Source organism: Acinetobacter sp. GG2 (genome assembly GCF_000292385.1).
Lineage (GTDB): Bacteria > Pseudomonadota > Gammaproteobacteria > Pseudomonadales > Moraxellaceae > Acinetobacter > Acinetobacter seifertii.
On the sequence record NZ_ALOW01000020.1, the window covers coordinates 1 to 16748 of the forward strand.

Sequence of the window (16748 nt, forward strand, 5' to 3'; positions counted from 1 at the left end):
ATAATTTAAATCTTAAAAAGACCCCCCCCCCGCAACTTACGTTTCAGGGCTTTTTCAAATTTTGGCGATGGAGTCAATTGAAAAAAACTCTAAACATATGTTTTAAATTAACTATTTTTATAAATTAAAATTCTAGTGTACTGATTACTGTCCTCCTTCATGCAATATTTTCTATGAATCAATAAGCTCTTGTCCAACCAGATAACCTTCTCTTAGATCAAACGGCAATACAAATAATGACAATTCATCCGAAAACTTAAAAACAGGTAAAATTTCATTAAATTTTTGATGCATAGGATAAATTAAAACTAATTTCCCACGTCCATCCAAATACTTATGACCATATGCAAACATCTGATATAGATCAGCTTGATTAATTCCATATTTATCACGAGAAGATGTCTGTAATTGATTAATTAATTTCCACTTTGTATCAAGGATAACTTTAAATTCGCACCCATCCTTGATTGCCAAATCTGGCTCTAATCGGAACCAGTGTTGGTCCCTCTCTTTTATAGGTTGATGTTGAATTAATGTTCTTTGACTAGTTTGTATATGTAATCTTAACCCAGGTTTAATTTTCAACAACTTAGCTACATACTTTTCATAGAGATGTGGCATAGAAAATAATAAAGAAATTCCTTTATGACTACCTTCTTGAAAAGATGGGCTAATACTGGACAAGATAATCTCACACCAAGGCTTTATTTTTATATAGTGACTTAACAGCCTATCTTCTCTCCATTTATTAAGATCATCAATTGGATTCATTGATTCACTAATAGATTCTAGTAAAACAGAAAAATCAAAAGCCATAAGTAATGACTGTTCATTTCTTGTAATTTCAAGCACATAATTTAATGCCGTTTTTATTAACTGATTTTCAATACCATTAAATAAAAACTCATCATATTCAAGATCAAAAACAGCTTCTTGACCAGGCCCTCTACGCATCTGTTTACAAGCTAATAATCGCCCTTTAATAAAGCATTGCTCATCCTGAACCAACTCATAATCACGTTTAAGTCCTATGTGAAGCAAGTCTTCTAATTCTTTTAAAAATCTAGAAATAATCCATTCATGAAGAGGCAACTCTTGATGATCTAATTCAGCTTCTGATAGCTCTTTAGCATTCAAATCGTACACGACTGAGAGCATTTTTTTTAAGATCAACCTAGACTCAGTTATCGAACCATCACCTATGTCAATTTTAGGATAAATCTGAATCTGTTCGTCGTTATAAGGACTCTGAATATAACCAACATAAGCCCCCAACCGGAAACTATTCTTTCTAAAATCAGTTAATATAGGTTCAGCATCTGAATCCTCTGATATCCAATTTTGATAATTCTCAATGAGCCAATCTAATGTACCTTGACTAACATATCTTTTTTTAATTCCTGAAATTGCAGTCAAATCATATGACTGCAATTCTGCATATTCAGTAACTGTTATCATCATTACATGTATATCTGCTTAATACGCTCAACAGACTTAAAACAATTTTTATTTAATCTTATTGAATATAGTGGGTTAAATTTAGGTAGCTTTTCAGCGAATGGAAAAAGCTCTCCCTCTAGATTTCCTTGCACTACGATTCGCTTACTCGGCTCATCTAGGCTATTATCATTTAATACCAAACCAATATGATCTAAAGCACTAAAGAAGTATTCTTGCAATAATGGCAAAATTTTGTTCGTCAATATTCTTTGCAATGTTTCAATATAAGTTTTCTCGTCATAGATTTTTTTGCACAAAGGTATAAAGTAGGCATGCCCAATTTGAAAATCTTTACCTTTTAAACATTGAATTCGTTGATTAATTTTATCAAGCATCCGGACTATATCGAAATCATATTGATTTGCTGATTCCAGTACATCAATGTCCGGTACAATTTCCTTAAACTCAAAACGACGGCGTAATGCCAAATCTAGTTGTGTTAAAGACTTATCAGCCGTATTCATCGTACCAATTAAGTAAAGATTTGAAGGCACAGTAAATGGCTCTTTAGAATATGGTAATGTCAATTCACGTGCATCTGATTTACCACTCCGTTTATCATCTTCAATTAACGTAATAAGTTCACCAAAAATTCTAGAAATATTACCTCGGTTAATTTCATCTATAATTAAAACATAATTATGATTTGACTTTATTTTCTCACCTACTGTTGTTACATTTTCAATCACAATACCTTGATTTTTCAATTCTTCTGTAATTTTAGACCAATTCATCCTATATAATTCATAAACAGTCTTTAAGGTCAAATTAGTCTGATCATTTAAGCCAAAAATATTGAAATTTATATTTTTCGCAATCCAATTTATATCTCTTACATGTGAATAATCATCGTCTTCCTGGGGATCAAAATAATAATCAGATTTTACAATCCCAATAGCCTGGATGGTTTTTTGGTCTTTTAAACACAAAACAACATCACCTATTTTTATTCTAGAACTGAAATCATATAAGGTAGAGTGGGTATTAGATTTAAGAGAATCATAATAGGTTTGCTCTTTTTCTGTACGATCTTCCCTTAAATCTCCAACTTTACTCCAGCCAATTCGCGCTTGATCGTTCTCAAAGTACTTCTGTCTACGTTCTGTTTCCCAACGCTCACCTAATGATATCTTCCAGATTGTAGGCTCTTGGTTTAATCCAATATCTAATTCATCACTTATACCTTGTGATTTCGTGGCAGCAATTGCCATACGCTTAAACACACCGTCTTCAACTTGATAAGCAATCTTATCTTGATCTTCCGGAATATAAGCTTTTAAGCCTTCAATAAAGTCTTCATAGGCAAAGCTTTGATGAAATGTAGTAAATGCTATTTGATTCTTTTGAATTAGTTCATCATATTTTTCTTTAATTTTTGAATGACGGTCAGACTCATTGTTATCTTCTACTAATGCATACCATTCTGGAACTGCAATTTTAACGGCCAATTCAGTTGTTGCATAAGTTTTTCCTGTACCTGGTGGACCAGAAAGAATTTGATTTAGAGGTTCATCTAACACAATCATATTTTTAGCTTCTTCACTGTTATTTATTAAATTTCCGTGTGATACAGAGTTGATACTTGAGCCCTCATACCAATCAAGAACTAATAAAAAATCATACCAACTAAATTTTTCATGCGTTCTAATAACGCATACTTCCCTGTTTGCTAACTTTGGAGCATGTCTTTCTAAATTTGCATTACCAACCTTTTTAAACTCGAACTTTAAATTAAAGTCATTCGGAATCTTTTCTTCAATAATAATATTAAAATAATTAGATTTATTAGTTACCTCTAAAGCAATTTGTTTTCCTTCATCCGTTACAAAACCTTTAATATATTCAACACCTTCTGTAATTCTATTTAATCTTACTGAAAGTAATTCCTCTGCTTTTATCTTATTAAAATCTCCCTGATTAATAAACCAACATGTATATGATAAACATGCAAAATTCACACGATAATTATTCTTGAGTGTATTTATTAAATCTGAGTATTCTTTCCATCTAGTTTTTTTCTTATATAGTAAGTTTCGAGAAACAAGCCAATCCTGTGTTTGACCATCTACAGGGAAAAATTTGGTTGGAAAGAATACAAATAACATTTGAGATAAGGACGCCAAAGCTGTGTACTTAATATCTAAAGCATTATCAAATTTTTGGCTGATATTTTCTTCTTTATGAATTGCTTTAAATAAACTCCATAAAATGGCAATATCATGTGGTTTTCTATCAAATTTATATGCAAAAAACCATGAGCCTTGTGGATTTGGTGTTGGAACCCCTTTAAAATCTAATGGTATGTATAATTCAGGAATCAACTCTTTCAAGTTCGATAACAACTTAATTAATTTTTCAAATTTTGAGTTTTTAAGTATCAATGAGATAAAAGTAAAAGGATCTATTTCCTTCAATTTAACTGTATTTTGGACTGAAAGTACTTTTTTCTTTTCTTTATCCTTTTCATTTTTAACTTCTAAGTATTTTTCTTCCAATTCATAATCTAAAAGGCCACCCTCAATTCCAATTTTTTCTAATATTTCAATCAAATAACTCTGTCTATTTTCAAAATTCAACAACCACTCTGATATTTGTTCAAAAGTTTTAATCCAAGTAAATTTTTCCATAATCTCCCCTAATATTTAAATAACTCAACTTATGCCTTACTCTAAAATAACTAAATATGATTTTTTTTTACCAAAACATCATAAATAATATTTGCAAACTGGCGCATCTTAGCTGGATCGCTCATTAACTGCATAGTTTGTTCATTATGTGCAGTATTACTATCTAAAACAGCATCATCTAAAGCACTATCAAACTCACCCAACATTGCTTGTTCACGAGTATTATTTTCAATTTGCTTCATCATTTTAGTGTTTTCAGACATCTTGTCTGCTACCGTATATACATAATTAATCATGTCCTGATCTGTCAGCTTATCGGTAATAAATACTTCATTTACACGCTGCAAGATGACTGATAAAAATTCTTCATTTTTATTTTTTGGCTTTGCCGTACCCAAATCATTCGCTGGTTCTAATTTATGTTCAGTACTATTGGCTTTAAGTTGGATATCCTGTTGCCGAATCTTAGAGAGTCGATAATGGCTCATAGCAACATTACTTAAGTCAATCACATCTTCATCAGCCGCTTGCTCACGCAATAAAGGACGTAAGTTACGAGCAAATAAACTGATTTTTTCGAGTTCTTTATCGTCATATTCTACAATCTGCGACATAAACTCATAAAAGCGCGTAAAACTACCTAAATCCTTTTTAAAAATTTCGAGTGCATCACGCGCTTTTTTCGCTTCGGCAAATTCATTTTCAGCATTGGCAATTAAAACGGGTTCGCCTGTTCGCTTAGTAATTTCCAACCGATTTTTTGTCACATCATAATCATTAATTGCTTTCGTATAGCTTTGCTGCCAACGTTGCATCGCAGGTTTACAGATATTGGCGAGTGCAGCATTAGATTTATTTTTGCTATAGAAAGCATCAACAAATTGTTCAACTTCAGTCATGAGGAAAATACGTGCTGCTTTAAGTTTCTCAGCTAAGTCATAGACAATATCAGGATTAGAAACGTCTGCCAGTTCGGCTGTTTGATAGTAAGGTTGGAATGCATCCAAGATTTCTTGTGGTTCGTTAAAAAAATCCAGAACAAATGTGCCTGATTCAGCCTTACCAGGATAGGTACGATTTAAACGCGATAAGGTCTGTACGCACTCGACTCCACCCAATTTTTTATCCACGTACATCGCACAAAGCTTTGGTTGATCAAAACCAGTTTGGAACTTATTTGCCACAATCATCACCTGAAAGTCATCACTGTCAAATGCCTTACGCATTTCACGTCCTTTCAAGTTCAAATTCATATTGCTTTCAGTAAATTTTTGCCCAAGTAAATGACGACTGTCCGCATCATTTTCAGCAAATTCTACTTCACCTGAAAATGCCACCATAGCTTGAATATTGGCATAATTTTGTTCAGCCACATATTTATCAAAGGCTTGCTTATAGCGTACAGCTTCTTTACGTGAACTCGTTACCACCATCGCTTTTGCTTGGCCACCCAATAGGCCCATTACATTCTTTTTAAAATGCTCAATGATCACACGTACTTTTTGAGAAATATTATGGTCATGCAGACGTACCCATTGATTGAGTTTGATCTTAGCTTTCTTGGCATCAACCTGATCGTCTTTTTCTTCAATCTTTTGCTTGAGCTTATAAATGACTTTATAATTGGTATAATTTTTTAAGACATCCAAAATAAAGCCTTCTTCAATCGCTTGGCGCATTGAATAGACATGATAGGCTTCAGGCTTATTAGTCTTGGATGGAGGTAGTTCAGGATTCGGCAAACGTCCAAACAGTTGCAAAGTCTTATCTTTTGGTGTGGCTGTAAAGGCGTAGAAACTTAAATTTTCACTCCCTTTACGTGAAGCCATGACCGCATCGAGCACATCTTCTGAAGAGAGTTGATCATCCTCATCACGCTCCTCAAGCATCAAAGTTTCTTTTAGCTGGCGTGCAGTTGAACCACTTTGCGAAGAATGTGCTTCATCGGCAATTACGGCATATTTACGTTCTTTTAAACTGGTACTATTTTCAATAGCACGCAGTACAAATGGAAAAGTTTGAATGGTCACAATAATAATTGGCTGCGCCATCTCTAAAGCTTTTGCCAATTTTTCAGATTTGGAACCATCACCTTCTTTATTATTAATTCGTCCGACCACACCGTCAGCATGTTCAAACTGATAAATCGTCTCTTGTAGCTGTGCATCGAGAATTGTTCGGTCAGTCACTACAATCACTGAATCGAACATTTTATTATTGTTGGCATCGTATAAGCTAGACAGTTGATGTGCTGTCCATGCAATTGAGTTGGACTTGCCTGAACCAGCACTGTGCTGGATCAGATATTTTTGTCCTGTGCCTTCTGCCAAAGAATCTTCAACCAGTTTGGTTACGACTTTCCATTGGTGATAACGTGGAAAAATCAGGCTTTCTTTTTTATATTTACGCCCTTCCCAATCTTCTTTTTCCTCAATCTGTAAATGAATAAAGTTACCAATAATATTGAGTAAGCTATCAGGTGTTAGAACTTCATTCCATAGATAACCTGTTGCATACTCATTTTTATCATCAGGGACATCATTGCCTGCACCTTGTTCTTGGGTGCCTTTGTTAAATGGCAAGAAATAGGTATGGTCGCCATTAAGGTGGGTTGCCATATAGACTTCATACTGACTCACCGCAAAATGTACCAATGCGCCCCGTTTAAAGGTCAGTAACGGTTCTGGTTTATTGGTTTCAGGATCTTTTGGCAGGCGTGTTTTTTTATACTGTGCCATAGCATTTTGCACGGCTTGTTTAAACTCTGACTTGAGTTCCAGTGTTGCCACAGGAAAGCCATTAATAAACAGGACTAAATCGATGCGCCATTTTTTTGCTTGTTTACCTGTCGCTTCGAGTTCGGCTTTGTTAGCGTATGGGCTATACACCAACTCAGGTACAACACGACAAATATTCTGTTTATAAATTTCATTTAAGTGGGGGTTTAAACCATGTTCAGGTTTAAACTGGCAAAATGAAAAGCGTGTACCACGGGTTTTCAGTCCATGACGCAATACGCCCAAAGTCCCGTAACTGCGAGATTCGATATCGGTGGCGTTAATATCAGCTTTCTTAAGCTGTGCTACCACAGTATCTAAAAAATGACGTTCTGTATCATTGGGAAAAATACTTTTAAATTTTTGCCACTCTAAGTCTTGGGTCTTTTGTACAAAGTCTAAAACATCTTGGTCGTATAAGGCTTTTTCACGGTTGTAGCCCTGCGCTGAACCCACCAGCCAACCGTGGTTTTGCATTTGTTCAAGAATATCTTTCTGAAAAATCGTTTCTAAAGTTGCATCCGATCTCATGCACTTAACTTCCTATTATTTTTATTAGAATTTTGCCAATGACGAACGTCGATTTTGCCAGTTACAGCTGATGAGATAAGTGCTGTACGGCGTTCTTTTAATAATTCAATTTGTTGATAACATCTATTTTCCAGTTTTGAAAACCGATCAAACTGTTTATTTAGATAGCTAAGTATTTGCTCACGTTCATTCTTTGGTGGCACTAATATCGGTGTTTCCTTAATATTAGTTGCCGATATGGAGGCTAGGTTTGTACTCTGCTTAGATTGTCTAAAAAAATGGAATTTTGCGTAACTTGCTCTAGTTAAAATATCCAACCATTCAGGCTCAATTAGGGTTGTTCGAATAGCAAAAACATGATTTTGATGAATACAGTTTTTTATCTCATTACGCCAAACAGCACCTCGACCTAATTTGTCATTATCTCCACCTTCATTCATGAGAACATCGCCATTTTGCAAAAGATATCTTTCTAACTGCTCTGGTTCGATATCAATCTGATGAACTTCATCTAAATTAAGGTAACCGTCTTGAACATTAGCTACACGCAACATTGGAACGGAGATTGATATTTTATCCTTGAGGTCTTTACCCTTTGCAATACCAGATTGAATGTAGCCAACATGCTTAAGACGACATACACGCCAATGCTCAGGTACTTCCCCTAACCATTCCACACCTGAATCTTTCATTGCTACATTCGGATCTAAACCTTTGGTCACCGCATAACTAATCACCGCTTGGCGTTTTTCTTTAAGCAATTCAATCAGCTTTTCTTGTTTGGCAATTAAGCTATCAATTTTTGCGGTTTCATGGTCGAGGAAATGAGCAATCTGCTTCTGCTCTATATTGGTAGGCAAATAAAAATAACTATTAGCAATATCTGAAAAGTTAACAGTTTGCCTTACACCAGCCCCCAATGTTTTCATATGAGATACATCAAATTCATGAAGTAACCAACGAACATATTTTTTATCTAAAGACTTATTGCAATGTAAAACAATATAGCCAGTACTAACCACGACATTTATTTTTGACAAAGCTGTTCTTAAACTTTTTAAGTCATAATTTAAATTAAGTGGATTAATTAAAAACTCATCTTTTAAAACTTCTTGATAGCTTGCTTTGGTATCAGGTGAAAGATTGTCTTCATTTTTATATACAACCTCACCAAAACTAATTGAACCTGCAGGCAAATCACAGTTTGAAGTTTTTAATTTTTCAGTAAGTAGCCATTTAAAACGTTCGGATGTCCAATGTGATGGTACATTCCCCATCCATACAATTTCTGAATCTTTATATTCAGCATATTTTTGATACTTCGACATTAAGAATGCACCTCTTGAAGAAGTGCCATAATTTCACGGCTTACTGCATCTAAGTCCACATCAATCTCCGCCAAATCACGTGGTGGCTCATACACATAAAAATGACGGTTAAATGGAATCTCATAACCGACTATGCCAATCTCGCCATCCTGTGCATCACGTTTATCAGCATTGATCCATGCATCAGCTACATGTGGTTGTACTTCATGCTTAAAATAAGACTCAATTAAATCGGTGGTGCTTTGGCTTGGATCAAGCGCAATATTTTCTGCATCACGCAAATCGCCATCCTGAACAAACTCAACCACTTTACCCTTGTAATTAAACTGACCGTATAGCGGGTTTTCTTGTGCTTTAATGACTTTATTAATTACAGGTTCAGCTTCAACATTCTTCCAAGTTACCGCATCCAAGAACTGCTTTTTCTCTTTCGCTTCGAGTTTAATATTGCCATCTTTTAAAGCCTGTTTAAGTAGCTCATCAAAGATATTAAAATCATCAAACTGTGCTGTACCGATCTTGGTTTGTAAGCTTTGTGCTTTATGCATTAAAGCCCGTTGTTCAAGCCAGAGTTTTGGTTCAAGTACAGTTTTAATATCTTTTTCTTTGAGTTCACTAAATTCAGCTTTGATCAGAGCACGAATTTCAACTTGAGCATCATCACTCAACTGCCCATAGCTTGTTTCAGTCCACTCTTTGCCATAACTTTCATAGACTTTTTGCATCACGGCATTAAATGGCTTAGGTGCAAAACGTAAAGTTGCAATGCGATCATCCGACAGTTGAGCAGATAAACGTAACGGACGTTCAATGGTCACACGGCGATAGCCAAACTCATAGCTGTTAAAAATTTTGCTTGAGAATGGTTTTTGCTGTTCACTTTCACCATCTAAAGTCAGTGTATCTACAGCTTCAAACGCTCCATAGTTTTGGGTAATTGTCTTAATTTCTGATTCTGTTAGATAGTTACGCTTTGAACCAAGTGACTTACGCATTTTTGAACTGAGGTTGGCGGCATTGATGAGATGCACTTTACCTTTACGCTCAGCCTCTTTCTTATTGCTCAGTACCCAAACATAAGTTGCAATGCCTGTGTTATAGAACATATCGGTTGGTAAAGCGATAATCGCTTCGAGCAAATCTGCTTCTAAAATATAACGACGGATTTCACTTTCACCACTGCCTGCACTACCTGTAAACAAAGGTGAACCATTTAAGATGATACCAATTCGACTGCCTTGACCAGTGCTATCCACATCGCGCATCTTGCTAATCAAATGCATCAAGAATAACAGTGAACCATCAGACACACGCGGCAAGCCTGCACCAAAACGCCCTTCAAAGCCTTTTTGCTCATGTTCTTCTTTAATTTCTTGTTCGATTTTTTTCCAGTCCACTCCAAATGGCGGATTTGACAACATATAGTCAAATTTTTCATAAGTGAGCTGATCGTTAGATAATGTGTTTCCGAGCTTAATATTACGGACATCTTGACCTTTAATCAGCATATCTGCTTTACAAATAGCATAAGATTCTGGGTTAAGTTCCTGACCAAAAACACGCATCACTGCTTCAGGATTATGCTCATACACATATTCCGTACCCGAAGATAAGAACCCCCCTGTTCCAGCAGTTGGGTCATAAATGGTTCGAATCACACCCTCTTTATTTAAGGCATCATCATCTTGACTAAAAATGAGGCCCGTGGTGAGGCGTACAATATCACGTGGAGTAAAGTGCTCCCCTGCGGTTTCATTCGAACTTTCAGCAAAACGTCGAATAAGCTCTTCAAATACTAAGCCCATATCATGGTTAGAAATATTTTCTGGACTTAAATCGGTTAAAGCAAATTTCTGAACAACTTTATAAAGTAAGTTTGCATCATCCAGTAAACCCGTAAATTCATCAAACTTAAAATGTTCAAAAATTTCACGTGCATCTCTTGAAAAGTGTTGGATGTAATTACCAAGATTTGCTCGAATATTCTTTTGCCCTAGGCTACTCAAGTCGAGCTCTGAGGTATTAAAAAAAGATAGGCCCTCTGTTGCCTTTAATAGCATTTTTTCTTTTGCTTCTTCTGGTAAAGGCATCGCCCTCACTTTCTCATTTGCCTCTAAGACACTGGTTTTACTAGACTCAAACACACATTCTAAACGGCGTAGTAATGTAAAAGGTAAAATTACTCTCCCATATTGTGACTGCTTAAAATCCCCTCGTAATAAGTCAGCAACAGACCAAATAAAAGCAGCAACCTGAGAAAAGTTTGTATTTGTCATGTTTACTAAAACCTTGTGTACAATCGTTAATTTTAATTGGTCAATAAAAAGGCCCCAAATAATTAAATTTGGGGCCTTTTCGAATTTTGGTGGAGATGGCGGGAGTTGAACCCGCGTCCGCCAGCATTACGCTCGAGAATACTACATGCTTAGATATCGTCTATTGTTTTAACACCAAGTGACCCGACGAACAGGGTACAAGTTGCGATCCTCTAAGTTTGGTATAAAGCCCCGAGGCTTGACTCTATACGGACTTGTGTGCGTGCGCTACGGTCGGGTTCCTAAACCACAAGTATTCTAGGAAGCGGACAAACTGCCCTTAGGCAGCTAGAGCGTAAGTTTCGTCGTTTGCGACTAAAATATGCAAATTTGATTTACGAGAGAAAATGCGCTCTCGGCATGCATCTATGAGTTTCATCACCAGCGTCGAAGCCAATAACATCCCCATGAATGTCTGAACATCATAGCATAACTAAAATAAAATGCTGTGCATTTTATCAACAGTCTGCTACTGATGAACATATTTACATAATTGAGTCCCTTTTGTTTTTTTCAAGGGCCACATAAAAAAGCTGCCAAAAATGACAGCTTTTTTAAAGTTTGGTCTATAGGCTTATAAAGCACCATTGCCTAAAACAATACCCTCACGGCGCGGATCTACCCCACCTGCGTATTTATTCTGATTATTTATATTTACTTTCATAATCGTTGAAATACCACTGGTTTGCGCAGTGTTGGCAACGCCATGCCCTTTTGCCTTTAAGCCTTCAATCAAATCAAGCAGAGAAAGCTGTACATTGGAGCTATCGATATTGGTCGTTGGGCTATTGGTCGCACCAAAGTTTACAAGTGAAGTGGCCTGCTGTGCATTTAAATTCCAGTCCAGCGCACCCACCAAAGTTTTTACCACATATTGAATGATGGTGCCGCCACCTGGTGAACCTGTTGCCATATAAAACTCATCTGGCGTAGTGCCTTTAAACACTAAAGTTGGCGCCATGGTACTACGTGGGCGTTTGCCACCTTCTACACGGTTGGCAACTGGTGCCCCAGTGCTGTCATAAGGGTTCGCGCTAAAGTCAGTTAACTGGTTTGACAACAAGAAGCCATCCACCATGTGGAATGAGCCCATGCTCGACTCAACAGTCGATGTCATTGAAACCACATTGCCATAGGCATCTACAATGGTGAACTGAGTTGTACCGTGTTCAACAGTCGTGTCGACACCCGAAGCTGGATTGAAATTACCCGCTGGTGCAACGCCCATACTTTGGTTCGGGTTAATTAGTGCTGCACGTTGTTTCAGGTAATTTTTATCAATAAAACTTGCAATACCCTGTGCTGGTAAAGCCATAAAGTCAGTATCTGCCACATATTTGTCACGGTCAGCGTAGGCCAAACGCTCAGCTTCAGACACTAAATGCACACCCATGACATCAGGTATACCACCTTCATTTTCAGAGTTTTTAGGTGGGTAAAGCGACATATCAAAATTTTCTAAAATACCCAGCGTCTGTGCAACTGCAATCCCTCCCGAAGATGGAGGCGGCATGGTACAAACATAGTAACGGTCACGATACGTCGTACAAATCGGGTCGCGTTTTTTCACCTGATAGTTCGATAAATCCTGCAAGGTCATCAAGCTTGGCGTAATTGGAGTTTTTGCTGGGTCATCCCCAAATGGTTGTGCAGCTTTGGTTACAATCGCTTGGGCAATTGGACCAGTGTGCAACGCATTTGCGCCTTGCGCGGCAAGGGCTTCTAGGGTTTTTGCATAGGCTTTATTGGTCATAGTCTCACCGACTTTACGAGGTGAACCATCAGTGTAGAAATAGGTTGCCATTGCATTTGCATCAAGCGCTAAGCTGTTTGCATTACTTGCAATTGCATCTGCCAAACGGCCCGGAATGCGGAAACCGTTATCCGCCAAACCAATCGCCTCACCAAAAAGCTGTTTCCATTCAAGCTTGCCATGTTCTTGTTGTGCTTGTTCAAGCAAACGCATCACACCCGGCACACCAATCGAGCGACCACTACGGCGGGCACTTGGTACAGGTGCTGGTGAATTTGGGTCATATATATCTTGGCGAATTAAATAATATTCGTTGGCTGCGGCTGGTGCAGTTTCACGACCATCGTAAGCAGTGACTTTTTTGGTTTTGGCATCGTAATACATCATAAAACCACTACCAGCAATGGTGCTCGATTGTGGCTCGACTAAACCCAGTACAGCTTGTACCGCTACGGCTGCATCGACTGCACTACCGCCTGCTCTTAAAACATCACAGCCCGCTTTTACCGCAAGTGGTGTGTTTGCCACCACCATATATTTATCTGCGTATTTAACCGTGTTACCGAGTCTATAACCCGATGCACCCTCAGGTGCTGCTGGGTCACCATTTTGGTTTGAACCGACCACCACGCTTGAACCGTCTTGTGCCAGTTTGCTACAACTGGTGGGGTCATTATCTACAATTAAATTGGGCGGGGTTGTATTTGAATCATCCTTGGGCTGATCTGAAGAATCATCTCCACATCCTTGTAATAAACCGACTGCTAATAAACTACTGAACAAAAATGAATATCTTTTATTCACGTGATAACTCCAATATATACGCCTGCCTATCCATGCAATTGCCATGCAAGCTTCTTTGTTTTCAGGTATTAAGTTTTTTTAATCTTTGATAAAAATAAGGTTTTATAATATTGAATGTTTAAGGGCGTTTTTTCCTGTGCCCTGTATTAAGCCTCCTTGCTTGATATTACACTCTTTTATAACTGATTTGCCCAATTCTGGCATGTTTTATTTCTTTTAATGTAGGCAAAATCTGCTATTTATAAATTCACTCATTTTTTAGTAAGCCTAAAAAAAGCACCTCCGAAGAGATGCTTTTTTATGTTTAGTGAGAAGGCATGCCGCTGACCTGTTTGGGTTTTGGACACAGCCAAATCACTAATCCCGCAAAGACAAACACGATCGCAAACAGCAAAAATACATGGTTTGCCGACATGGTAATGGCTTCTTTATCGACAAGGTTAGAAATGATTCCTAAGGTCGAATCAGTCGTAAAACCATTTTGCAGAAGGTTGTTTTGTACTTCAGTTGGGTTCAGGTTTGATACCATTTCACTACGGGCAACTTTAGCGTGGTCATCCCATACTGTGACTGCAATTGAAGCACCGATCGCCCCTGCCATGGTTCTTAAGAAGTTCATAAGACCCGCAGCAGATGCAATTTCTTGCTGGAGTACCGAACCAAGTGCAATGTTGGACAGTGGAATAAAGAAGAACGGTACAGCAAAACCTTGCAAAATTTGCGGCCAAGCCAGTGACATAAAGTCGGCATCTGTGGTCCAGAATGCCCGCATTAAGGTCACTATACCCAGCAAAATTAAACCAAAACTTGCAAGTGCACGTGGGTCATGTTTGGTCGAAAGTTTTGCCACAATCGGTGACATGGTCAAACTACCAAAGCCCATGGTTGCGGTTAAATAACCGGCCCACGTCGCGGTATAGGAAAGGTTCATTTGCAGCCACTGCGGTATCAATACAATACTGCCAAAGAATGCGCCAAAGCCAAGTGACAAGGCTAGTACCGATATGGCAAAGCCCCTATGCCTAAAGACTTTGACATCTACCACGGGGTGCTTGTCGGTGAGTTCCCATATCAGGAACACCACAAAGCCAATGGCTGCAGTTAAGCCTAACACCACAATGCTGGTACTATTAAACCAGTCGCGTTCGTGCCCTAAGTCGAGCATGAGTTGTAGCGCACCAATCCAAAGTACCAACAGTCCTAAACCAACCGTATCAATTTTTAAAGAAATGGTTTCTGTTTCGGCTACTCTTAACAAGCGCATTGCTGCTAATACACAGACAATACCGACAGGTAAGTTAATAAAGAAGATCCAATGCCAAGACAAGTTGTCACTAATCAGACCACCTAAAATTGGTCCTAAAATTGGCCCCACGACGGTAGTCATTGCCCATAGACCCATAGCCTGTGCATGTTTTTCCTGAGGGAAAATACGCATAAGCAAGGTTTGACTGAGTGGCATAAGTGGACCACCACAAAGGCCCTGTCCAATACGGAAAAATACCAACATCTCTAACGATGTTGCTAGACCGCACAGGAAAGAAAAGACCGTAAAGCCAATTAAACCAAAGATAAAGACCCGTACCGTTCCAAAGCGGCCCGCAAGCCAGCCTGTTAAAGGTACACAAATCGCTTCTGCAACTGCATAGGACGTAACAACCCATGTCCCTTGTGTACTTGAAACAGCAAGGTTACCGGTAATATGTGGTACAGAGACGTTGGCAATGGTCGTATCAAGTACGACCATAAAGTTCGACAAGGCAATAACAAACGCTGCCAGTAGTAAACGGCCACCGCTTAACTCGGCAAAAGGTGTTTGCGTTTTCATAAGCGTTTACTTCGCAGATAAGTCGACTTTTGCTTCCATCGACAAGCCAACACGCAATGGGTGTTCAGCAAGTTCTTTCGGGTCAAGTGCAATACGAACCGGTAAGCGTTGAACAACTTTAATCCAGTTACCTGTTGCGTTTTGAGCCGGAATTAAGGCAAAGGCAGAGCCTGTACCACCAGAGAAGCCTACCACTTTGCCGTGGTATTCAACATCATCACCGTATAAATCTGAAGTCAGTGTCACTGGTTGACCCGGACGGACTTTTTTCAACTGACTTTCTTTAAAGTTCGCATCTACATATAACTCATTCAGCGGCACAATCATCATCATGCTCGTACCCGGTGCAACGCGTTGACCAACTTGAATATTGCGGCGCGTAATAACACCATCAACTGGCGCACGAATCACGGTACGTTCCAAATCAAGCTGTGCTTGTTCAACATGAGCCTGCGCAACTTGTACATCCGGAGTCGACGTTTCGCTTACACCCTGAATTAAAGCTTCGTTAGCAGCTAAAGTACTTTCAGCAGCTTTACGGCTTGAAGACGCTTGCGCTAAACCAGCTTTAGCAAGCTCTAGCCCTGCTTTAGCTGTTTCTACTGCACTTTGTGCCTTGGTGAGTTCTTCTTTAGATACCGCACCAGAGGCAGCAAGCTGCGTACGGCGGTTGAGTTCTAAAGCAGCTTTGTCGTAGTCGGCCTGTGCTTGTGCAACTTGTGCTTTGGCACTGTTAATTTCGTCGGCACGAACCACAACTTGGGAGTTTAAAGAGCTACTGTTTGCCGCAGTCTGTTTGTATTGGCGTTTTGCTTTAGCAAGTTCTGCCTCAGCTTGAGCCAATGCAATTTTGGCATCACGTTCATCAATACGAACCAGCACATCACCCCGATGTACTGTTTGAGTATCATTTACCAAAACCTGAGCGACCTGACCGCTCACCATTGAGGTAATTTGCGCGGTTTCTGCACCGACATAGGCATTATCTGTACTTACAGAGTGATTTAAAAATAATGCCCAAATTGCATACAAAATAGCGGCGATCAATAAAATCAGCGCAAAAAAACCAAGAAATTTTTTGCGCTTGTTTTGGTTGTTGTCATCCGAGGCAGATGTTGTTGGCACTGTTTCTTGTACATTGCTTTGTGCATCAGTCATGGTATGTTCCTAAAGATGAGTTGGCTTTGCCATCAATCTCGCACTACACCTTGTTATAGAGTTTTTATTTTTCTATAAACAAGACATATCGCATTGTCAAAGCAGTCAATTTTAACGCTAAAACCTC

General features: G+C 38.5%; 8 protein-coding genes and 1 other RNA gene. All 9 read right to left on the minus strand.

Annotated features, from left to right (window positions below; translation table 11 throughout):
• Positions 1–171: 171 nt before the first annotated feature.
• Positions 172–1461: an McrC family protein gene (locus B554_RS0102125; RefSeq protein WP_019456807.1), complete on the minus strand. Its 1290-nt coding sequence runs from the start codon at positions 1459–1461 to the stop codon at positions 172–174.
• Complete coding sequence (locus tag B554_RS18320) at positions 1461–4127, minus strand: AAA family ATPase (RefSeq protein WP_019456808.1); 2667 nt, start codon at positions 4125–4127, stop codon at positions 1461–1463. Before B554_RS18320 ends, B554_RS0102125 begins: the two co-directional genes overlap by 1 nt.
• A 50-nt stretch (positions 4128–4177) precedes the next feature.
• The gene (locus tag B554_RS0102135) at positions 4178–7435 is read right to left on the minus strand and encodes a type I restriction endonuclease subunit R (protein ID WP_019456809.1); all 3258 of its coding nucleotides are present in this window, start codon (positions 7433–7435) and stop codon (positions 4178–4180) included.
• Positions 7432–8763: a restriction endonuclease subunit S gene (locus tag B554_RS0102140; protein WP_019456810.1), complete on the minus strand. Its 1332-nt coding sequence runs from the start codon at positions 8761–8763 to the stop codon at positions 7432–7434. Before B554_RS0102140 ends, B554_RS0102135 begins: the two co-directional genes overlap by 4 nt.
• On the minus strand, positions 8763–11039 hold the full coding sequence (locus B554_RS0102145) for a type I restriction-modification system subunit M (RefSeq protein WP_019456811.1): 2277 nt from the start codon (positions 11037–11039) through the stop codon (positions 8763–8765). The genes B554_RS0102140 and B554_RS0102145 overlap by 1 nt, the downstream gene beginning before the upstream one ends.
• Positions 11040–11126: 87 nt before the next feature.
• Positions 11127–11485, minus strand: a transfer-messenger RNA (tmRNA) gene (ssrA, locus tag B554_RS18410).
• 167 nt (positions 11486–11652) lie between these two features.
• Entirely contained in the window at positions 11653–13635 is a 1983-nt protein-coding gene (gene ggt, locus B554_RS0102150; RefSeq protein ID WP_019456812.1) for a gamma-glutamyltransferase, read from the minus strand.
• A 304-nt stretch (positions 13636–13939) separates the two neighbouring features.
• Positions 13940–15463: a DHA2 family efflux MFS transporter permease subunit gene (locus B554_RS0102155; RefSeq protein WP_004703256.1), complete on the minus strand. Its 1524-nt coding sequence runs from the start codon at positions 15461–15463 to the stop codon at positions 13940–13942.
• 6 nt (positions 15464–15469) lie between these two features.
• Positions 15470–16621, minus strand: a complete 1152-nt coding sequence (locus B554_RS0102160) for an EmrA/EmrK family multidrug efflux transporter periplasmic adaptor subunit (RefSeq protein WP_019456813.1) — start codon at positions 16619–16621, stop codon at positions 15470–15472.
• Positions 16622–16748 lie beyond the last annotated feature (127 nt).

Excerpts from the sequence above, each read along its gene's own strand:
- B554_RS18320 (WP_019456808.1), bottom strand. The coding sequence starts at position 4,127 with ATGGAAAAATTTACTTGGATTAAAACTTTTGAACAAATATCAGAGTGG.
- B554_RS0102135 (WP_019456809.1), bottom strand. The coding sequence starts at position 7,435 with ATGAGATCGGATGCAACTTTAGAAACGATTTTTCAGAAAGATATTCTT.
- B554_RS0102145 (WP_019456811.1), bottom strand. The coding sequence starts at position 11,039 with ATGACAAATACAAACTTTTCTCAGGTTGCTGCTTTTATTTGGTCTGTT.
- B554_RS0102160 (WP_019456813.1), bottom strand. The coding sequence starts at position 16,621 with ATGACTGATGCACAAAGCAATGTACAAGAAACAGTGCCAACAACATCT.
- B554_RS0102155 (WP_004703256.1), bottom strand. The coding sequence starts at position 15,463 with ATGAAAACGCAAACACCTTTTGCCGAGTTAAGCGGTGGCCGTTTACTA.
- B554_RS0102125 (WP_019456807.1), bottom strand. The coding sequence starts at position 1,461 with ATGATGATAACAGTTACTGAATATGCAGAATTGCAGTCATATGATTTG.
- B554_RS0102140 (WP_019456810.1), bottom strand. The coding sequence starts at position 8,763 with ATGTCGAAGTATCAAAAATATGCTGAATATAAAGATTCAGAAATTGTA.